Below are 19,625 nucleotides of genomic sequence, written 5' to 3' on the forward strand. Positions count from 1 at the left end.
CGCTTCTTAGCCACCTCTCCCTTCCGCTCGCTACGGTTTTGTCAGGCGTTGTGACGTAATAGAAGCCGGGTTGCAACCCGGCTTTTGGCGTTCAGGCAGGCCGTTTCACGTAGTCTGATTGAAAAGACTGCAAGCATCCCCATGTGGGCTGGACTGCCCGCTCGTTCCGCTGCGGGTTCATTCGAAGGAGCTTGTCCTTGTCAGCCTACGCCGTCTCCCTTGGCCTCATTACCCTCGCTGCCCTGCAGCGGGTCGCCGCATGAATCCGCTGCTGTGGATCGCCCTCGTCACGGCCGCCATCGTCTTGTCGCTGTGGTTTCCCCGCTGGCGTCTGAAGCGGGCCCTGTCCAGGCCCTTGCCAGCTGAAGGCCTGGCCGTGCTGGAAAAGAATATTCCCGTCTATCCCCGCATGCCGGCGCCGCTGCAGGAGCAGTTGCGCCGCCTCGTCGTGCAATTCCTGTATCAGAAGAAATTCGTCGGTTGCGGCGGCCTGGAAATCACGGACGAGATGCGCTACACCATCGCCGGCCAGGCTTGCTTGCTGCTGCTGAACCGCCAGACGCAGGTGTATCCGGAACTCGATACCATCCTCGTATACCCCACGGAATTCATCGTCACGCGCGATGAAGTGGGGCCGGGCGGTGTAGTCACGCCATCGGCCAACGGTTTATTGGGCGAGTCCTGGGGCGACGGCAGAGTGGTGCTGGCCTGGGACCACGTGCAGCGCGGTGCGGCCGACTGGACCGATGGACACAATGTGGTGCTGCATGAATTCGCCCACCAGCTCGACAGCGAATCGGGCGCCGCGAATGGCGCACCGTATTTGCCCAGCGTGTCGAGCTACCGCAGCTGGGCCACCGTGCTGTCGCGCGATTTCGACAACCTGCGCCATGACGCCATCTACCAGCAGCACAGCGTGATGGACCATTACGGCGCCACGAATCCCGCCGAATTCTTTGCCGTTGCCACGGAAACCTTCTTTGAAAAGCCGTACCAGATGGCCGAGCACCACGAGGAGCTGTACGCGCAATTCTTGCAGTACTACAAGGTCGACCCGCGCGACTGGATGGCGCCGCCCGTGGAAGCCGAACACATGGCCTCGCCATTCCCCAATTACGCGCCGCAATGGTAGGCGGCGGCGCCTTACCTGATTTACTCATAAGCAAGGCTGAAAAGATTCCTTTTTGGAAATAAGGGCGCTGCGGTCTAATGGCGGCATTCGTTATCCACCAGAGGAATTCCATGCAGACCCGTCTTCATTTCGCCGCCCTGTTATTTACCAGCATCGCCTTCACCCAAGTCGCGCAAGCGGACCAGCTGGCCAACATCAAGGCGAAGGGCGAGCTGGTCTGCGGCACCTTGGGCACGGACGAGCCCAACAGTTTCATCGACGCCAGGTCGCGCCAGCTGGTTGGCTATGAAGTGGACCTGTGCCGTGCCATCGCCCATGGCCTGGGCGTCAAGCCGGTGATCAAGCAGCTGGCCGTGGCGGCCCGCATTCCCGAATTGCAGCAGGGCCGCATCGATATCCTGACGGCGTCCTTGACGCACAACAAGGAACGCGAAGCGCTGGTCGACTTTTCCCTGTCTACGTTTTACACGGGCCAGCGCGTGCTGGTCAAAAAAAGCAGCAATATCACGACGGTCGCTGGCCTGGCCGGCAAGAAAGTGCTGACCGTCAAGGGCGGCACGCAGGAACCGAATCTCCGCAAGGCCGTGCCCGGCGTGGACGTGGTGACGTTCGAGACGGCGGGCCAGGCTTACCTGGGCTTGCAGCAGGGAAAAGGCGTCGGCTATGTCGACGATGAAGTCTCGCTGTTGAACAACTACGCCAAGCTGGGCGCCGCGCAAAAGGATTACCTTGTGCTGCCGCAAAACATCAGCCAGGAAGTGTTTGCCTTCGGCATCCGCAAAGGCGAGACGGGCGTGAAGACAGCCGTCGACCAGGTGTTGCGCGGGCTGGAGAAATCGGGCGAGGCGGAAAAATTGTTTTTCAAATGGTATGGCCCCACCAGCAACGTCAAATTTCAAAAACGTACCTTCAAGATCGAATCGGACAAGATCGACGCCTGAACCTTGCCTGACGCTTTCGCATGTTTGATCTGAACTTTCTGCTGGCCGGCGACTACCGCGACTGGTTGCTCTCCGGCCTGCTGCTATCCCTGCAACTGATGGGCATCACCTTGCTCTTGTCTCTGCCGCTGGCGTGCGGCGTGGCCATGCTGCGCATGGCGCCGTCGCGCCTGCTCAATGCCCTGGGTGCCGCGTATGTCGAGCTGATCCGCAACGTGCCCTTGCTGGCCCACTTCCTGTTCTGGTATTTCGGCGCGCCCGAATTGCTGCCCGACACGTGGAAGGAGCGCTTGTATGCCGGCAATATCGAAGCGGCCAGCGCCATTACGGCCCTGACCTTGTACACGGCCGCCTACATGGCGGAAGACATCCGCAGCGGCATCCGCGCCATTCCCGCCCAGCAATTCGAAGCGGGCCGGGCGCTGGGCTTCAGCTTTCTCGCCACCATGCGCCTGTGCGTCGTGCCGCAGGCGCTGCGGCTGGCCGCGCCACCGCTGCTGTCGCAAACCCTGACCTTGTGGCAAAACACCAGCATCGCCACCGTCATCGGCGTGGCCGAACTGATGTACCAGACGCAACGCGTGGAAGCGGCCTCGTTTCGCAGCGTGGAGGCGTTCGTCTTCGCCAGCGCGGCCTATCTGGCCGTTTCGCTGCTGATCGCGGGCCTGGCGGCTTTGCTGCAAAGGAAGGTGTCCTGATGCTGGAACTCATCCACGATTATTGGCTGTATTTTCTTGTGGGACGCTATCCCGAAGGGCCGCTGGGCGGCCTGGCGCTGACGGTCGTGCTGGCCAGCCTGGCGCTGGTGCTCAGCTTGCCGTTCGGCTTGCTGCTGGGGCTGGCGCGCCTGAGTCCCTGGCGGCTGCTGCGCTGGCCCGTCGCCGCGCTGATCCACGTGGTGCGGGGCATCCCCTTGCTGCTCGTCATCTTCTGGGCGTACTTTTTCCTGCCCAGCATCACCGGGCATGAAAGCGGGCAATTCGGCACCATGCTGGCAGCCCTCGTCATCTTCGATGGCATTTATCTGGCCGAGATCGTGCGCGCCGGGGTGCAAGCCGTGCCCACGGGCCAGGTGGAGGCGGCCCGTTCGCTGGGCTTGAATTACCTGGACAGCATGCGCACGGTGGTGCTGCCGCAGGCGCTGCGCCACATGCTGCCGTCCCTGGTGAACCAGTTCGTCTCGACCATCAAGGAAACCTCGCTGGGCACCATCATCGGCCTGGCCGAAGTGTCGTTCATCGCCTCGCAAGTCAATGGCCTGGTGCTGACGAAACCTGTGCAAGTGTATTTTTTGCTGGGCATGACGTACTTTGTTTTATGTTTCAGCCTGTCGCGCGCCGCCTTCTGGCTTGAGCGGCGCCAGGCGCGTGTTTTGAAAGCGGCAGCATGATTACCTTTGACAACGTCAACAAATACTATGGCGACTATCACGCCTTGAGCGATATCAATGAACACGTGGCCAAGGGCGAGGTGCTGGTCGTGTGCGGGCCATCCGGTTCCGGCAAGTCGACCCTGATCCGCACCATCAACCGCCTGGAGGCGATCGCTTCGGGCCGCATCACGGTGGCCGGCCAGGACATTTACGCGCCGGGGCTGGACGTGAACGCCTTGCGCTCGCACATCGGTTTTGTGTTTCAGCAATTCAATCTGTTTCCCCACTTGTCCGTGCTGGACAATTGCGCGCTGGCGCCGCAGCGCTTGCGCGGCCTGACCCGGCGCGAGGCGGAAGAGCGGGCGCTGGCCCTGCTGGAACGGGTGGGCCTGGCGCACAAGGCGCGCGCGATGCCGGCGGCTTTGTCGGGCGGCCAGCAGCAGCGCGTGGCGATTGCCCGCGCGCTGGCCATGCAGCCGCCGCTGATGCTGTTCGATGAACCGACCAGCGCGCTGGACCCGGAAATGGTGGGCGAAGTGCTGCAAGTGATGCGCGACCTGGCGCAGGGCGGCATGACCATGGTGTGCGTGACGCATGAGATGGGTTTCGCGCGCGAGGTGGCGGACCGCGTCTGGTTCATGGACCACGGGCACGTGCTGGAACGGGCCACGCCCGAGGATTTCTTTGCGCGGCCGCAACATGCGCGTGCACAACAATTCCTGTCCGATATACGCAGCCCGTTCGGCGCGACCGCATGATTGACCTGGTGTGTGCGCAAGCGAACGGTATTTCGCTGGCGGCAAGCGCACGCTAGCCAGGCAAGCGGCGCACGGTGCGCCAGCAGCCGACCAGGAGGGCCGTATCATGTCACGCATCATCGCAGGTCATTTTCAGTTGCAGGAACAGATAGACGCAGCGCGCGCCGCCCTGAACCAGGCGGGTTTTGCCGATAGCCGCATCAGCGCCTTCTTTGTCAACCAGCCGGGGCAGCACGACTTGCACGCGCTCGGCGGCGACCGCGACATGTCGCCCGGCGCGAAAGAGACGCCGGAAGGCGTGGTCGAGGGCGTGGCCGTCGGGGCCGCCGTCGGTGCGGGCATCGGCGCGGCCACCACCCTGGCGACGGGGCCGCTCGGTCCCGTCGTCGGCGCGCTGGTGGGCGCACACGTGGGCTCGCTCTACAGTTTCAATAAAATGAAGGAGGCGGGCGAGGCCGAAGCAAATGGGGACCGGGATGGCGAAAACCGCCGCCAGCCACGCCATCCTGGCATGCTGATCGCCGTGGCGCTGGGCGGCCTCGACGAGCGCGAACGGGCGCTCGAAGCGCTGCACCGGCTGGGCGCCGAGCATATCGAGGAAGCGGAAGGCACGATCGCCAATGGCGACTGGCATGATTTCGACCCGCTCAGCATTCCCGTGCTGGTGGCGTGAATTCATAAATTCCGAGCTGCATGAAATTTAGGTATGATACTTGTCAGTATTAGTAATTATTGGTAAACAATGCCGACAGGGATAGTTTCCGCGCGCCCAAAGTGACACCGGACCAAGGTGACTGCCTGTAGTACTTGCCTCGCATGCTAACGAGTATGGATAGGAGGTCGCGTCATGACACAGGCATGGTTCATTCTGACACGGGCAGACGGGCGCGACATCTGCGCGCCCTCGCCGGCACAGCTGGCCGATGCGCTGGCCGAGGTTTACCGCGGCGCCACGCCGGACGGCAGCCCGGCCGCCGTTTTGTTGCGCTTTGGATACGACGACGGCTTGATGTATCAGGTCGAGGTCGCTAGCGGAGGCGAAGTCACTTTCGAGGAATGGTCGGACCGCGATTGCGAAATCGCCCTGGCCAGTCCGCGCCACATGTCGGCTCTGCCGCAGGGCGACGCGCTGCAGCTGTGGCAGTGGCTGGCGCAGCGCCAGGTGGCGAAGATCCGCAGCCAGCCCTGGCAGGGCGGCTAGTCCGCCTTTTTCAACAGGCCCTAGTGCGCCATCAGCACGGGGATCGTCATGCTCTGCAAAATCGTGCGCGTGACGCCGCCGAGGATGGTTTCGCGCAGGCGCGAATGGCCATACGCTCCCATCACCAGCAAGTCGGCCGACAGGTCGGCGGCCTGCGACAGCAGCGCTTCGCCGATGTCGCCGCGCCGCACGCCACCGCCATCGAGCAGATGCAGCCGCGCTTCCACGCCGTGGCGCGCCAGGTAGTGCGTCAGTTCGGCGCCCGGTTGTTCGCCGTGTTCGGCCGCATGCACCTGGGCGTCGAAGATGGCCACGTGGACTTGCCCGGCACGCTGCAGCAGGGGCAGGGCGGCGCTCACGGCGCGGCTCGCTTCCTTGCTGGCGTTCCAGGAAATGAGCACATTGCGCGCCGCTGCCGGCGGCGCCAGCAGGGGCAGCGGCGGCGCATACGGCACGATCAGCACGGGACGGCCCGAATGCAGCAGCACATAGGCGGGGAAGTCGCGCATCACGGATGGCGATTTATCCTTGGCATTGTATTGGCTGATGACGACCAGGTCCGCATAGCGGGCCAGCAGGCTGATGCCGCCCGCCGCCTCGTCGTCGAGCACGCGCTGTTCGAACGAGGCGACGCCGGCCGCGCGCACCTGTTGCTCGAAACCGTCGAGGGCGCGCGTCGCCCGTTCGCGCAGGAAATTCAAATGCAAGCTCAGGTTCGGGTCGGCATCGAGGTCGGGCTGGTTCTGGTACAGCAGCCGCGACACGCCCGTCAGCGCCACGCCCGTCAGGTGGCCGCCGCACGCCTGGGCGATGCTGGCGGCCGCGTCGATGCGGGCGGCGCGCCCGGCGCTGTCGTCGATGTGGAGCAATACGGTTTTATATGTCATGGCCTGTCCTCTCGCTGTGCGGTAGCGGCCATTCTGGCACAGTCCGGGGTGCCGGCCGCGCACGACTGCATCAGGCTGACCACTTGATCTGGCGCAACGCTGGCGATAAAAACTGCCCCTACACTTGATCCCACGCAGAACAACCATAACAAGCGGGGAGAGACAGCAATGAAGGAACAAAAGGTAGCACTGGTCACGGGCGGCATGGGCGGCCTGGGCACGGCCTTGTGCCGCCGCCTGCATGCGGCGGGCTTTGCCGTTGTGGCGGCACATACGCCAGGCAATGCGCGCGTGGCAAGCTGGCTCGACGAGCAGCAGGCGCAGCAGTATTATTTCCATCCGCTGGCCATCGACGTGACGGATTTCGCTGCCTGCAGCGAGGCCGTCGGCAAGGTGCTGGCGCAGTTCGGCCGCATCGACGTGCTGGTCAACAACGCCGGCATCACGCGCGACCAGAGCATGCGCAAGATGGAATTGCCGCACTGGGCCGAGGTCATGCGCACCAATCTCGACAGCCTGTTCAACATGAGCAAGCAGGTGCTCGAACCCATGCTGGAAAAAAAATGGGGCCGCATCATCAATATCTCGTCCGTGAATGGCCAGAAGGGCGCGTTTGGCCAGTGCAACTATGCGGCCGCCAAGGCGGGCGTGCATGGCTTCAGCAAGGCGCTGGCGCTGGAAGTGGCGCGCCACGGCATCACCGTCAACACGGTCTCGCCCGGCTACCTGCGCACGCAGATGGTGACGGCCGTGCCGGCCGATATTTTGGAAACGAAGATCCTGCCGCAGATTCCCCTGGGCCGCCTGGGCGAGCCGGACGAGGTGGCGGCCCTGGTGGCTTACCTGGCGTCCGACGAGGCGGCGTTCGTCACGGGCGCGAACATCGCCATCAATGGCGGACAGCACATGAGTTAAGCAAGCTCAGTCAAGCAAGCAAGACTGCAGCTTGCATCAGGGCAATGGCAGTAGAGGAGACCCGTCCACCCAGCCGGCACGCACGATGCTGGCGCAGGACGGAAGGCAATGGTAGTCACGCTGGAAAACAGGGGGCAGGGCAGCGATGCCTTGCCCTTTGTCGTTGCGCCGCCGTCATGCTACGCCGCGCCGGGCTTTTTCCAGCCGTGTCTGGCAATCGATGCACAGGCGCGCTTCCGGGCGCGCATTCAGGCGCGACAGGCCGATGGCTTCGCCGCAGTTGTCGCACAGGCCATAACTGCCATCGGCAAACCTGGCCAGCGCATGCCGGATGATGGCCAGCTGCGCCAGGTTGTGCTCGGCCGCTTCGCTGACGAGGGCGTTCAAGGTGCGCACGCTGGCGTTGTCGGCCGGCGAAGCTTCGATTTCATTGAGCAGCGAGGCGCGCGCATCGGCTTCGGCCGTCTCGTTCTCGATCTGTTCCAGCAACGCCAGCTTGCGTTGCTCCAGCACGCCGCGCAGGCGTTGCAGCTGGTCTTGCGGCAATCCATTCATGGCTATCACCCGGTAGAGGTTACTCCCATCATGGTAGTCCAAGATCGGCAGCTTTGCTTGCGCTACTGCCTGCGCCGCGTTTGACGCGGCGCAGGCAGGCACGGGCCGTTCTATGCTGGCTCCTTCAGGCAGTTGACCATCCAGGCGACGCCGAACTGGTCTTTCAGCATGCCGAAGCGCTTGGCCCAGAACGTTTCCTCCAGCGGCATCTGGATGTTGCCATCACGCGCCAGCGCGTCGAAGGCCCGTTCCGCCTCTTCCGGCGTGTCGAGGGTCAGGCAGATCGAGCTGCCGTGCATGCCCTTGGCGCCATCTTCGGTGCAGCCGCCGTCCGAGCCCATCAGCATGGTGGGGCCCAGCTGCACGGAGCCGTGCATGATCTTGTCGTACCAGTCTTCCTTGACTTGCTCCTGGCCCGGCGAGCCGCGAAACGGCATCAGGCACAGGTCTGTGCCATGCAGGTGCTGGCGGTAGTATTCCAGCGCTTGTGCGCAATTTCCATTGAATTGCAAATACGGTTCGATACGCATATTGGCCTCCTCTGGTGGCCCCGCGGGCACGATTGCCAGGCGGGGACGTCCCAGTATAGGCGCTCGCCGGCCAAATTCAATCAGTCCGGCGCCATCTCTTGCAGCCGCTCACGCACCTTGCCCAGGGTGCCGAGGATGCGCTCGGGATTGCGGGCAAGCACGGCGCTGCCCAGGTGCAACAAGCTCGTCGCCAGGCTGATCCAGTGCCGCACGTCGTCGTTGCGGGCGATGCGCAGGCGCACCGTGTCGAGCAGGCCGCTGAGCTGGCGCTGCGCCGTTTCCAGGCCGGCCACCGTATGCCCGGCGGCATCGGCATACAGCTGGTTGGCTTGCTGGCGCAAGGCCACTTCCAGGGCGAAGACGGCTTGCGCCTGACTGTGGCTGATGCCGTTTTCTCCCTGGCTGGCGCGCTTGCGGATGGCGCGCATGACGGCGCCATGCAGGGTGACGGCCGCCTGCGACAGGCTGTCGGCCAGTTGCTCGACGCGCATGGCGCTGCTCAGGGCCGCTTCGCGGCGTTCGTCGCCGCTGTTCCTGTCTACCGATCCGTCCATCTTGCCTCCGTGGTGGTGAGGGTGGCAGCGAGCTGGGCGTGTTCACGCCCCAGTGCCGCCAGTTGCCGGCGCGCCAGAGTGTGGCGCAAGCCGTACAGCCGGTACTCCTCGGTTTTGCTTTGCTGCATGTTTTTCGCCAGCACGGCCAGCAGGCGCTGCTGCGGCGCGTCCGCATACGCGATTTCCACGTCGAGCAAGCCGAGCACCATGTCGCGCTCGTTGTCGCCGCTCTTGTCGTACAGCGCCAGCAAGCCGTCGAGCGCGGCCAGCAGGGCTTGCAGCGGCGCATCGCCCTCGTGCAGCACCTGCGCCAGGTGCGCCTGCTGGCTGGCCGCGCCGCCCAGGCGCGAGAGTTGCTGCAGCAGCAAGGTGTAGGCGCTGACATGGCGGTCATCGATGCCGCTGCCCGGCCAGGCGCGGATGGCGGCGCCGGCACTGGCCAGTTCGGGCTGCACGTCATACGCGTCGTCCTGCGCCAGCCGGCCCAGCGCCTGCAGGTACAGGCGCACGGCTTGCGCCAGGCGCGCGACATCCGCTTGTGCGGCACGGCGCTGGGCATCGAGCAGGCGTTCGCGCGCGTCTTCGGCCGGCGACAGATAGGGACGGGCGCGCTGGTAAGTGTCGACGTGGCGCTGCGACAGTTCGCTGAAGGCGTTCAGGGCATCGGTGCCGGCGGCCAGGGCGCGCACCTGCGCCAGCTCGGGGCGCGCGGTGGCGCAGCCGCACAGCACGGCAGCCAGGCAGAGGTGCAAAAAGAGGGTCAGGCCAAGGGTGCGGCCATGGCGGGCGGGCAGGGCGGACACGTCACCTCTCGACAGGAAATACTGTATGGAAAGGTATTGTCGTGCCGGCCTGCGCCGCCCGCCTTGTGCGGGCGCAAGCGCGCTGCGATCAGGCGCCGATTGTGCCCGCTCTGCCCGTCAATTGCCCGCGCCAGCCCAGCCCGGCGACAGTGTCGCTGGCGGGACGGTATTCGCAGCCGACCCAGCCTGCGTAGCCGATCTGGTCGAGCAGCTTGAACAGATGGCGGTAGTTGATTTCGCCCGTGCCCGGTTCGTGGCGGCCCGGCGTGTCGGCGATCTGGATGTGGCGGATCAGGGGCAGCAGGGCGCGGATGGTGTTGCTCAGTTCGCCCTCCATCCGCTGCATGTGATAGATGTCGTATTGCAGGAAGATGTTGCTGCGCTGGCAGTCGGCGATGATGTCGGCCGCTTGCTGGCTATGGTTCAGAAAGTAAGCGGGCATGTCGTAGTGGTTGATCGGCTCGATCAGCACGTGGATGCCGTGCGGCCGGCAGGCGTCGGCTGCATATTGCAGGTTGCCGATCAGGCTTTGCCGCGCCCGCTCCAGGCTCATGCCGGGCGGCACGATGCCGGACATGCAGTGCAGCTGTTTTGCGCCCAGCGCCAGCGCGTAGTTGAGCGCCAGTTGCACGTTGCTGCGGAATTCTTCGCCCCGGCGCGGATCGCAGGCGATGCCCCGGTCGCCGTGGTCCCAGTCGCCGGGCGGAAAGTTGAAGACGGCCAGCTGCAGATGGTGGCGTTCCAGGCACATGGCGATCTGTTGCGCCTCGACGGCATAGGGAAACAGGAATTCGACGGCATCGAAGCCCGCTACCCTGGCGGCGGCAAAGCGGTCCAGGAAGGGCAGTTCGGTAAACATCATGCTGAGGTTGGCAGCAAAGTTCGGCATGGCAGCACGCAGGTGAGGATGATGGACACTATCGTAGCCCAAAACGGCAATCGGTGGCGTGCATAAAAAAACCGTTCCAGAAACAAGTCCTGGAACGGTTTTTATCGTCTTTTTGATAAAGACAAACGCCGCCTGAAAGCGTAGCGAGCGGGAGTGATATTGCGTCGAGTAGCGCAGCCGTACAGGAGTACGGCGAGCAACGCAAACGCAATAGCGCCCCGCGCAGTAGCTTTAAGGCCGCGTTTTAGCGGCCGCGGCCGCCGGAGCGGTGATTGGCTGCCGAACGCGGCGCATTGCCGCTGCGGTTGCCGCCGCCACCGCCGCCCGCCGGGCCGGCGCTGCGTGGCTTGGCGCCGCTGCCGCCGGTTTTCACGCGCACCACGGCGCCGGCTGGCGCGCGGCTGTTGTTGCGGTGACCGCCGGTGCCGCTGCGCAATTGCACAGGCTGGGCGCGGGCGTTCAGGTCGGGCTCGAAGCCTTCGATGACTTCACGCGGCAGGGTTTGCTTGATCAGCTTTTCGATGTCTTTCAACATTTCGTGCTCATCCACGCAGACCAGCGACACGGCTTCGCCCTTGGCGCCGGCACGGCCCGTACGGCCGATACGGTGCACATAGTCTTCCGGAATGTTCGGCAAGTCGTAGTTGACGACGTGCGGCAACTGGTCGATGTCGATGCCGCGCGCGGCGATGTCGGTGGCGACCAGCACTTGCAAGGTGCCATCCTTGAACTCGGACAGCGCGCGCGTGCGCGCCGACTGGCTCTTGTTGCCGTGGATGGCCAGGGCGCCGATGCCGTCCGCGCCCAGTTGCTCGACCAGTTTATTGGCGCCATGCTTGGTGCGCGTGAAGACCAGTACTTGCGTCCAGTTGTTCGACTTGATCAGGTGGGACAGCATCGGGTGCTTCTTGTCGCGGTCGACCGGATGGATCTTTTGCTTGATCACTTCCACGGTCGAATTGCGGCGCGCCACTTCGATCATGGCTGGCTTGTTCAGCAAGCCGTCGGCCAGGGCCTTGATCTCTTCCGAGAACGTGGCCGAGAACAGCAGGTTCTGGCGTTTCGGCGGCAGCACGGCCAGCACTTTCTTGATGTCGCGGATGAAACCCATGTCGAGCATGCGGTCGGCTTCGTCGAGAATCAGGATTTCCACTTTCGACAGGTCAACCGTGCCCTGGCCCATGTGGTCCAGCAAGCGGCCCGGCGTGGCGACGAGCACGTCGACGCCGTGTTTGAGCTGCTTGATTTGCGGGTTGATGCCGACGCCGCCGAAGATCACGGTGGAGTTCAGCTTGGTGTATTTGCCGTAGGTGCGCACGCTTTCCTCGACCTGCGCGGCGAGTTCGCGCGTCGGTGCCAGGATCAGGGCGCGGATCGGGCGCGTGGACGTGTTGCTGGTGATGGCCGCGCCATTCGCGTCAGTCGACAGGCGGTGCAGCAAGGGCAGGGTGAAGCCGGCCGTCTTGCCGGTACCGGTTTGTGCGCCGGCCAGCAAGTCGCCGCCAGCCAGCACGGCGGGAATCGCCTGCGTCTGGATGGGGGTCGGCACGGTGTAGCCGTGTTCGGTAACGGCACGTACGATAGCGTCGGACAATCCGAGGGAGGAAAAGGACATGGTAACTTTATTGTGAGATCGGCCTGTCGCCATCGGGGGGCGCCAGTCGCAGGCAATCAGATTAGGGGTCGAAAGACAGCGGCAAGGGGACTGGTCATATGTGCCGCACACGCGAAGTATAACAGCATGGCAAAAACGCGCCTGTTTTGTTTCAACTTTGCAATGCCGCAAGTAAAGAAAAGTCAGGCCAAGGCGCGCTGCCGTCCTGGAAAGCCTCAGCTATACGATAGGGAAACGGGGCAGTGGCGATGTGATCACGGGCAAGGCGGCCTTTCGCCGCCACCTGGACATGGCGTGCCCGAGCGCAAGACGCGCGGGAGGCGTTTTAGCGCATGCGACATTTGTCGCACATGGCGCTTGCGTGTGTGTGACTCTTGTCGCATAATTGCGTCAATAGTCACTAAAAGGATGCACCATGAGCACGCCCTCCGTCACCGAACTGTCGTTATTGAAAGCCTTGTGGAAAGACCACCCGCTATCCGCGCGTGAATTGCACGAAAGGGTGGAAGACGAGCTGGGATGGTCGTTTTCATCCACGCGCAAGACGCTTGAACGCATGCTGGACAAGGGCATGCTGCTGCAGCGCAGCGTGCATGGCGTACTCGTGTATGAGGCGAACGTGGACAAGGTGGCTACCCTGGCCGCGTTCGCCCACGACTTTGGCCGGCGCGTGATGGAAATCGACAGTCCCTTGCCGGTCAGTATGTTTACGGGCAGCAAACTGGTGGACCAGCAGGAACTGGCGGCGCTGGAGCAATTGCTGCAGGACTGGCCGCTCGAGGGAAAGGACTAAGCGATGCTGCTGTTTTCTCTCACGCTGTTGCAGGCCAGCGTCGCCTGTCTCGTGACCGGTCCGCTGCTGTGGGTATTGCTGAGCCTGGCGCAACGGCGCTGGCCCGCGCTGGCGGCGCAGCGCAGCGTGTGGCTGGTCGCGCAACTGGTGCTGGCCGCCGTGTTCGTGCTGCCGCTGCTGCCTGACACGCGGCAACTGAGCGTGGTGCCCGAACTGAGCGTGCCCGTTTCGCTGGCCGGCGCCGCGCCCGACGTGCAGCTGGCTATGGCTGGGCCAGCTGTCGGGCTGCCACCCACTGCTTCCTGGCTGGCCCTGGTGCCATCCGCCTGGGGCCTGATCTACCTGCTGGGCGTCGCTTGGACCGCCTGGCGCTGGCAGCGTGGCCACGCCATGTTGCGCAGCTTGCTGCAACTGGCGCAGCGCCGCCGCCTGCACGGCATGGACGTGCTGGAAGTGGCGGCGCCGATCTCGCCGATGCTGGTGGGCGTGTGGCGGCCGCGTCTGCTGTTGCCGGCGCACCTGGCGCAATTTACGCCGGAACAGCAGCAGCTGGTGATCGCCCATGAGCTGACCCATGCACGCCGGCGCGACCCCGTGCTCCTGCTGCTGGCCAACATGCTGCAGGCGCTGCTGTGGTTCAATCCGGCCGCGCGCTGGCTGGCCGGCCAGCTGGCTTGGGCGCAAGAGCTCGGTTGCGACCGCCAGGTACTGGCTGGCCGGCCCCCGCGCCAGCGCCAGCAATATGCGGCGGCCCTGGTCAGGCAACTGGGCCTGCAGGCCCAGCCGCTGCCGGGGCTGGCCTTTGGCGGCGGCGGCATGGCCGAGCGCCTGCTGCGCATGCGTGACGGGCAGGCGCGCCCATCCACGGCCCTGCGGGTGTTGACGGCGCTGCTGCTGTGCGCGATCGGCGCGGCCAGCCTGGCGCTGCAGCCGGCACTGGCGTGGGCCGTGGCAGCCGCGCCGGCAAGCATGCTCGCTGCGCCAGCTCTCTTGCGCAATCCCCTGGACAGCATGCGCGTGACCGGCTTCTTTGGCGTCGTGCGCGAGTTGACGCCGCAAGGCCATCGCGGCATCGATCTGGGCGCCAGGCGCGGCACGCCCGTGCATGCAGCGGCCGACGGCATCGCCAGCGTCAGCGAAGATGCGCGCCTTGGCAAGGCCGTGCGCATCGACCATGGCGCTGGCGTCGCGTCGCTGTATGCCCATCTCGACCGGGTCACGCTGACGACCGGCATGGCCGTCACGGCAGGGCAGGGCATCGGCACCGTGGGCGCCACCGGTCTGGCGACGGGGCCGCATTTGCATTTCGAGGTCACCCGCGACGGGCGCTTGCAGGATCCGCAACAGTGGCTGGCCGGCCTCGATGCCAACGCCACCGCGCGCGCCCTGCGCATGCGCAAGGAACAATTCGGCCATTAGCGTGAGCTGGCCACGGGTCGGCTGAGCGCGGGAACGCGCCAGCCGACACCACCACAGACCTTTCAGGATTTCCCATGCGATTGAGTATTGTATTGTGCAGCCTTGCGCTGCCCTTGACGGCGCACGTGCGTGCCGAGGTCGTTCTGCCTTCCGTGACGGTCAATGCGGGCAAGGTGGAGCAGCGCCGCAGCGACACCGTGGCCGCCATCGTCGTCGGCCACGAGGAATTGATACGCCAGGGCGACCGTGCCCTGTCCGACGCCCTGAAGCGCCTGCCCGGCATTACCCTCGGCGGCACGGCTGGCGGGCAAATCCAGCTGCGCGGACTGGGCCAGGGTTACACCTTGATCATGCTCGACGGCGTGCCCGTGGCGCCCGGTTTTTCGCTCGACTCGCTGGACCCGGAACTGGTCGAGCGCGTGGAAATCATGCGTGCCGCCACGGCGCAATTTTCCGCCCAGGCGATCGCCGGTTCCATCAATATCGTGCTGAAAAAATCGGGCAAGCGGCGCGAACGCACCTTCAAGCTGGGGGCGTCCGGCAGCCACGGCATGCCCGCCGGCAGCACCACCGTGCAGTGGGCGGACAAGGACGGCCGCCTGTCGTATGCGCTGGCCGGCACGCTCGCGCACACGGGACGCCGGGGCTTGCTCGACGAGTGGAACCGCGCATTTGATGGCGAAGGCAGGCCCACGGTGGTGCGCCATATGCCGCTGACCGAGCGCGTGACCAGCGATACGTTCGAGCTGGCGCCCCGTTTGCAATGGGCGCTGGCGGGCGAAGACAGCCTGGCCTGGCAAAGCCTGGTCAGCTTGCGCCGCCTGGCCAGCCGCCGCCAGGTCGTGGAAACGGCTTACCTGGGCGGCCATACCGACTATCCGGACAACGACGCCGCGTTCAGCCAGGACAGCAGCACCGTGCGCAGCGATCTGCACTGGCTGCGCAAGTTCGGACCAGGGGATAGCCTCGACATGAAACTGGGCCTCGATGCCAATCACCGTGGCAGCGACTATCTGTTCCAGGGCGTCAGCGCCGCGCCCGGGCCGGCGAATGTGCGCCGGGTCGATGCGGGCCTCGATGATGTGGGCGTGCAGACCAGCGGCACCTATCGCCGGGCTCTGGGCCAGGGACATGCGCTGGCGGCGGGCTGGGATGCGGGCAGCCGGCGGCGCACGGAGTTCCGCCGCGAACGCCAGCTGTCGCCGGGCGGGCCACCCGTGCTGCCGGACGAAGACTATGCGGCCACGGCGCGGCGCCTGGCCCTGTTCGCGCAGGATGAATGGGATATCTCCGCGCGCTGGTCGCTGTATCTGGGGCTGCGCTGGGAAACCTTGCGCACGGCCAGCGCCAATGGTGCCGCGCAGCGCCGCGTCGACGTGCGCGCGCAGGTATGGAGCCCCGTGCTGCAAAGCCTGTGGAAGCTGGCCGGCAAGGATCAGGTGCGCCTGGCCGTCACCCGCACCTACAAGGCGCCGCAGATTTTCCAGCTGATCCCGCGCCCCTACCTCAACGACAACGGCAATAGTCCCGTGAATCCCGACAACCAGGGCAACCCGGCGCTGCGCCCGGAACTGGCGTGGGGCCTGGATGCGGCCTATGAATACTACCTTGGGCAAGGCGCCATGCTGGGCGCCAGCGCCTCGCTGCGGCGCATCGACGACGTAATGCTGGACCGGCTGTATCAGGACCAGGGGCGCTGGGTGGCCACGCCCGTCAATCAGGGCAGGGCGCAGGTGCGCGGCGTCGAACTGGAAGCGAAGCTGCCGCTGTCGGCGCTGTGGGCAGGCGCCCCCGCGCTGGACCTGCGGGCGAACGTGGCGCGCAACTGGTCGACGCTAGACGCCGTCGCCGGCCCGGACAACCGCCTCGACGGCCAGCTGCCTTGGAGCGCCAACCTGGGCGCCGATTACCGGCTGGCCGGCAAGCCCTTGACCCTGGGCGGCAATCTGCATTACCAGGGCGGTGGACGGACGCGCGAGTCAAGCCAGCTGCTGGCCTGGCAGGGCGCCCGGCGCGAACTGGATCTGTACGCGTTATGGACCTTCAGCGACCAGTTGCGCCTGCGCGTGTCGGGCGCCAATCTGCTGCGCCAGCCTGAGCGCACGCGCAGCCTGTATGCGGATGGCGGCGGCAGCCTGCTGCGCACGGTCGATACGGGCAGCTACCGCACCCTGCGCGTCATGCTCGAAGGCTCCCTGTAGCCTGTATTCAGTCGTCGATCTCGTCGACGGCATAGCGCACGCCCTGCGCATCGAGCCAGGCGCGCACGGTCTCCAGGCCGTGCCACGGGTCCGGGCGCAGGTGCTGGCATATATACAGGCCGGCGTCCGTCAGCCTCGCTTCGGTGTCGGGCATGGCGCCGCCGGGCGGGCGCGGCGCCGGCGCCGCCAACTCTGGCAGCTGCGCAAGGTGCTGGCGCTGCTCCTGCGTCAGGCTGGCCGCAATCCTGAATTCAAATCCCATGTTTTCTCCTCGATGTGCAGCTTGTAGCCGCGGTCATTTTTCATTGTCGAAAAAATTGCACATAGCTTGGCATTCTTTCCGTTTTTGTTTTCAAACCATCTCGTCCATACTGCATAGCACTGGCCCGGCACACACGGCGTGACGCAAGGGCAGGAGCAGAAGCACCGTATAACGACCTCTCTTTTTTATATTCAATTATTTTCACTAAGGAAAACATCATGCCTATCGCCACCGCCCAAGCCGCCCAAAAACTGCTGACCCCGAACGATCATACCCTGATCATGATCGACCACCAGTCGCAAATGGCCTTCGCCACCCGTTCCATCGACCTGGCCCTGCTGCGTAACAACGCGGCCCTGGTGGCCAAGGCGGCGGCGCAATTCAAGGTGCCGACGATTCTGACGACGGTGGCGGCCAAATCGTTCTCCGGCCCGATCTTCGACGAGATCCAGTCCGTCTTCCCGGATCAGGCGCCGATCGACCGCACCAGCATGAACACCTGGGAAGATGCGCGCATCGCCGACAAGGTGAATGGCTACGGCAAGGGCAAGATCGTGCTGGCCGGCCTGTGGACGTCGGTATGCATCGTGGGACCGGCGCTGTCGGCGCTGGAGCAGGGCTTTGACGTGTACGTGATCGCCGACGCCAGCGGCGACGTCTCCGACGAAGCCCATGCGATGGCCATGCAGCGCATGATACAGGCGGGCGCACAGCCGATGACGTCCGTGCAATACTTGCTGGAACTGCAGCGCGACTGGGCCCGCGGCGAGACCTACAACGAGACGGTAGCGACGGCCGTGGCGCACGGCGGCGGCTATGGCCTGGGTCTGATCTACGCCAAATCCATGTTCAACGCCAGCGAAGGCCATTGATTTTTCACTGATTTTGGCTCCGCCGCCCGCCGGCGGGGCCGTGTTTTCATTTGATCCGGGAGTTCTCATGCACGCAAACACCATCTTGCTCAACGGCCGTTTCCACACGGTCGACCGGACGCAGCCGCTGGCGTCCGCCGTCGCCATCGCCGATGGCAAATTTCTCGCCGTGGGCGACGTGGAGGACGTGATGCGCCATCGCGGCCCGGCCACGCAGCTGATCGACCTGGCTGGCCGCACGGTGATTCCCGGCCTGAACGACTCGCATCTGCACCTGATCCGGGGCGGCTTGAACTACAACCTGGAATTGCGCTGGGAAGGCGTGCCTTCGCTGGCCGATGCCTTGCGCATGCTCAAGGAACAAGCCTTGCGCACGCCGAACCCGCAGTGGGTGCGCGTCGTGGGCGGTTGGACCGAGTTCCAGTTCGCGGAAAAGCGCATGCCCACCCTCGATGAAATCAACGCGGCCGCGCCCGACACGCCCGTCTTCATCCTGCACCTGTACGACCGCGCCCTGCTGAACCGGGCCGCCCTGCGCGCCGTCGGCTACGATAAAAATACGCCGAATCCGCCGGGCGGCGAAATCGTGCGCGACGCGGCCGGCAATCCGACCGGCCTGCTGATCGCCCGCCCGAACGCCATGATTTTATATGCGACCCTGGCGCAAGGCCCCAAGCTGCCGCTCGACTTGCAAGTCAATTCCACGCGCCAGTTCATGCGCGAACTCAATCGTCTGGGCATCACCAGCGCCATCGACGCGGGCGGCGGCTTCCAGAACTATCCCGAGGATTACGCCGTCGTCGACGAGCTGGCGCAAAAGGAGCAGCTGACCATCCGCATCGCCTACAACCTGTTCACGCAAAACAAGGGCGCGGAACTGCGGGACTTCCAGAAGTGGACGGGCATGATCAAACCGGGCGACGGCACGGACTTTTACCGCCACAACGGCGCCGGCGAAATGCTGGTGTTTTCCGCCGCCGACTTCGAGGATTTCCTCGAGCCGCGTCCCGAGCTGGCGGCCGGCATGGAGGATGAACTGGAAAAGGTCGTGCGCCACCTGGTCGAGCAGCGCTGGCCGTTCCGCCTGCACGCCACCTATGACGAATCGATCAGCCGCATGCTCGACGTGTTCGAAAAGGTCAACCGCGACACACCGTTCGGCGGCTTGCACTGGCTGTTCGACCACGCGGAAACCATCAGCCCGAAAAACATCGACCGGGTCAGGGCGCTCGGTGGCGGCATCGCCATCCAGCACCGCATGGCCTTCCAGGGCGAATATTTTGTCGAGCGTTATGGCGCGGATGCCGCCAAGGCCACACCCCCCGTGCAGCGCATGCTGGACGCGGGCGTACCCGTGGGCGGCGGCACGGATGCGACCAGGGTCGCCAGCTACAACCCGTGGACGGCGCTGTACTGGCTGGTGTCGGGGCGCACCGTGGGCGGCCTGGCCCTGACGGAGGCGGCGGGCAGATTGTCGCGCGACACGGCGCTGGAACTGTGGACGGCGGGCAGCGCCTGGTTTTCCAGCGAACAAGGCAAGAAGGGGCGTATCCGCGAGGGCATGCTGGCCGACCTTGCCGTGCTGTCGGCCGATTATTTCGCCGTGCCGGAAGAGGCGATCAAGTCCATCGAATCCGTGCTGACCATGGTCGGCGGCAAGATCGTCTACGGCCAGGCGGAATTCACCACGCTGGCGCCGCCCCCGATTCCCGTGCTGCCCGAGTGGTCGCCCGTGCGCACGGTGCCGGGCCACTACCGTCCTGCGGCCAGGCCGGCGCAAGCCTTGCTACCGCACCAGTGCGCGGGCGCCTGCGGCGTGCACGCGCACGCCCACGACCGGGCGCGCAAGTCGGCCGTGCCGGTCAGCGATTTTTCCGGCTTCTGGGGCACCTTGGGCTGCAGCTGCTTCGCCTTCTAGGCGGCCGG

21 protein-coding genes are annotated in these 19,625 nt (G+C 65.0%); 13 read left to right on the forward strand and 8 right to left on the reverse strand.

Annotation, left to right across the window (positions count from 1 at the left end; genetic code table 11):
• Positions 1 to 259 precede the first annotated feature (259 nt).
• From CLU91_RS24795 to CLU91_RS24825, 7 genes are all read left to right on the forward strand, one after another.
• On the forward strand, positions 260 to 1,132 hold the full coding sequence (locus tag CLU91_RS24795; protein ID WP_100876237.1) for a zinc-dependent peptidase: 873 nt from the start codon (positions 260 to 262) through the stop codon (positions 1,130 to 1,132).
• A gap of 110 nt (positions 1,133 to 1,242) precedes the next feature.
• A complete protein-coding gene (locus tag CLU91_RS24800; RefSeq protein ID WP_100876238.1) occupies positions 1,243 to 2,073 on the forward strand; it encodes a transporter substrate-binding domain-containing protein in 831 nt (276 codons plus the stop codon).
• 20 nt (positions 2,074 to 2,093) lie between these two features.
• Positions 2,094 to 2,771, forward strand: coding sequence for an amino acid ABC transporter permease (locus CLU91_RS24805; RefSeq protein ID WP_100876239.1), 678 nt, complete (start codon positions 2,094 to 2,096; stop codon positions 2,769 to 2,771).
• Positions 2,771 to 3,463 carry an amino acid ABC transporter permease gene (locus CLU91_RS24810; RefSeq protein WP_100876240.1) on the forward strand — a complete coding sequence of 231 codons (693 nt, stop codon included), beginning with the start codon at positions 2,771 to 2,773 and terminating at the stop codon, positions 3,461 to 3,463. The genes CLU91_RS24805 and CLU91_RS24810 overlap by 1 nt, the downstream gene beginning before the upstream one ends.
• On the forward strand, positions 3,460 to 4,203 hold the full coding sequence (locus tag CLU91_RS24815) for an amino acid ABC transporter ATP-binding protein (protein ID WP_100876241.1): 744 nt from the start codon (positions 3,460 to 3,462) through the stop codon (positions 4,201 to 4,203). Before CLU91_RS24810 ends, CLU91_RS24815 begins: the two co-directional genes overlap by 4 nt.
• Positions 4,204 to 4,309: 106 nt before the next feature.
• Entirely contained in the window at positions 4,310 to 4,876 is a 567-nt protein-coding gene (locus CLU91_RS24820; RefSeq protein WP_100876242.1) for a glycine zipper domain-containing protein, read from the forward strand.
• 174 nt (positions 4,877 to 5,050) lie between these two features.
• Complete coding sequence (locus CLU91_RS24825; protein WP_071078622.1) at positions 5,051 to 5,404, forward strand: hypothetical protein; 354 nt, start codon at positions 5,051 to 5,053, stop codon at positions 5,402 to 5,404.
• 20 nt (positions 5,405 to 5,424) lie between these two features.
• Here CLU91_RS24825 and CLU91_RS24830 read toward each other — a convergent pair whose 3' ends face one another.
• Positions 5,425 to 6,291 (reverse strand): universal stress protein, encoded by an 867-nt coding sequence (locus CLU91_RS24830; protein WP_099760024.1) that lies wholly within the window; start codon positions 6,289 to 6,291, stop codon positions 5,425 to 5,427.
• A gap of 168 nt (positions 6,292 to 6,459) precedes the next feature.
• Here CLU91_RS24830 and phbB point away from each other — a divergent pair, with 168 nt between their 5' ends.
• Positions 6,460 to 7,206 carry an acetoacetyl-CoA reductase gene (phbB, locus tag CLU91_RS24835; protein WP_100876243.1) on the forward strand — a complete coding sequence of 249 codons (747 nt, stop codon included), beginning with the start codon at positions 6,460 to 6,462 and terminating at the stop codon, positions 7,204 to 7,206.
• 174 nt (positions 7,207 to 7,380) lie between these two features.
• Here the strand turns inward: phbB and CLU91_RS24840 are convergent, their stop codons facing one another.
• The 6 genes from CLU91_RS24840 to CLU91_RS24865 form a co-directional block, all read right to left on the reverse strand.
• Positions 7,381 to 7,761 (reverse strand): TraR/DksA family transcriptional regulator, encoded by a 381-nt coding sequence (locus tag CLU91_RS24840; protein ID WP_198521402.1) that lies wholly within the window; start codon positions 7,759 to 7,761, stop codon positions 7,381 to 7,383.
• 110 nt (positions 7,762 to 7,871) lie between these two features.
• A complete protein-coding gene (locus tag CLU91_RS24845; protein WP_100876244.1) occupies positions 7,872 to 8,291 on the reverse strand; it encodes a VOC family protein in 420 nt (139 codons plus the stop codon).
• An 80-nt stretch (positions 8,292 to 8,371) separates the two neighbouring features.
• On the reverse strand, positions 8,372 to 8,845 hold the full coding sequence (locus CLU91_RS24850) for a hypothetical protein (RefSeq protein WP_100876245.1): 474 nt from the start codon (positions 8,843 to 8,845) through the stop codon (positions 8,372 to 8,374).
• The gene (locus CLU91_RS24855; protein ID WP_100876246.1) at positions 8,830 to 9,648 is read right to left on the reverse strand and encodes a hypothetical protein; all 819 of its coding nucleotides are present in this window, start codon (positions 9,646 to 9,648) and stop codon (positions 8,830 to 8,832) included. The genes CLU91_RS24850 and CLU91_RS24855 overlap by 16 nt, the downstream gene beginning before the upstream one ends.
• 88 nt (positions 9,649 to 9,736) lie before the next feature.
• The gene (otnI, locus tag CLU91_RS24860; RefSeq protein ID WP_100876247.1) at positions 9,737 to 10,537 is read right to left on the reverse strand and encodes a 2-oxo-tetronate isomerase; all 801 of its coding nucleotides are present in this window, start codon (positions 10,535 to 10,537) and stop codon (positions 9,737 to 9,739) included.
• Positions 10,538 to 10,781: 244 nt separating this feature from the next.
• A complete protein-coding gene (locus CLU91_RS24865) occupies positions 10,782 to 12,152 on the reverse strand; it encodes a DEAD/DEAH box helicase (protein WP_100876248.1) in 1,371 nt (456 codons plus the stop codon).
• A 415-nt stretch (positions 12,153 to 12,567) separates the two neighbouring features.
• Between CLU91_RS24865 and CLU91_RS24870 the strand changes: the two genes are divergently transcribed.
• The 3 genes from CLU91_RS24870 (at position 12,568) to CLU91_RS24880 (ending at position 16,565) form a co-directional block, all read left to right on the forward strand.
• Entirely contained in the window at positions 12,568 to 12,945 is a 378-nt protein-coding gene (locus tag CLU91_RS24870) for a BlaI/MecI/CopY family transcriptional regulator (protein ID WP_100876249.1), read from the forward strand.
• Positions 12,946 to 12,948: 3 nt separating this feature from the next.
• The gene (locus tag CLU91_RS24875) at positions 12,949 to 14,364 is read left to right on the forward strand and encodes a M23/M56 family metallopeptidase (RefSeq protein WP_100876250.1); all 1,416 of its coding nucleotides are present in this window, start codon (positions 12,949 to 12,951) and stop codon (positions 14,362 to 14,364) included.
• A 74-nt stretch (positions 14,365 to 14,438) separates the two neighbouring features.
• Positions 14,439 to 16,565 (forward strand): TonB-dependent receptor plug domain-containing protein, encoded by a 2,127-nt coding sequence (locus CLU91_RS24880; protein WP_100876251.1) that lies wholly within the window; start codon positions 14,439 to 14,441, stop codon positions 16,563 to 16,565.
• Positions 16,566 to 16,572: 7 nt separating this feature from the next.
• Here CLU91_RS24880 and CLU91_RS24885 read toward each other — a convergent pair whose 3' ends face one another.
• A complete protein-coding gene (locus CLU91_RS24885) occupies positions 16,573 to 16,827 on the reverse strand; it encodes a hypothetical protein (RefSeq protein ID WP_100876252.1) in 255 nt (84 codons plus the stop codon).
• 218 nt (positions 16,828 to 17,045) lie between these two features.
• Here CLU91_RS24885 and CLU91_RS24890 point away from each other — a divergent pair, with 218 nt between their 5' ends.
• Complete coding sequence (locus tag CLU91_RS24890; RefSeq protein ID WP_100876253.1) at positions 17,046 to 17,699, forward strand: hydrolase; 654 nt, start codon at positions 17,046 to 17,048, stop codon at positions 17,697 to 17,699.
• Between the two features lie 67 nt (positions 17,700 to 17,766).
• A complete protein-coding gene (locus CLU91_RS24895) occupies positions 17,767 to 19,617 on the forward strand; it encodes an amidohydrolase (protein WP_100876254.1) in 1,851 nt (616 codons plus the stop codon).
• The last annotated feature ends 8 nt before the right edge of the window (positions 19,618 to 19,625 follow it).

Source organism: Janthinobacterium sp. 64, assembly GCF_002813325.1.
GTDB lineage: Bacteria > Pseudomonadota > Gammaproteobacteria > Burkholderiales > Burkholderiaceae_D > Janthinobacterium.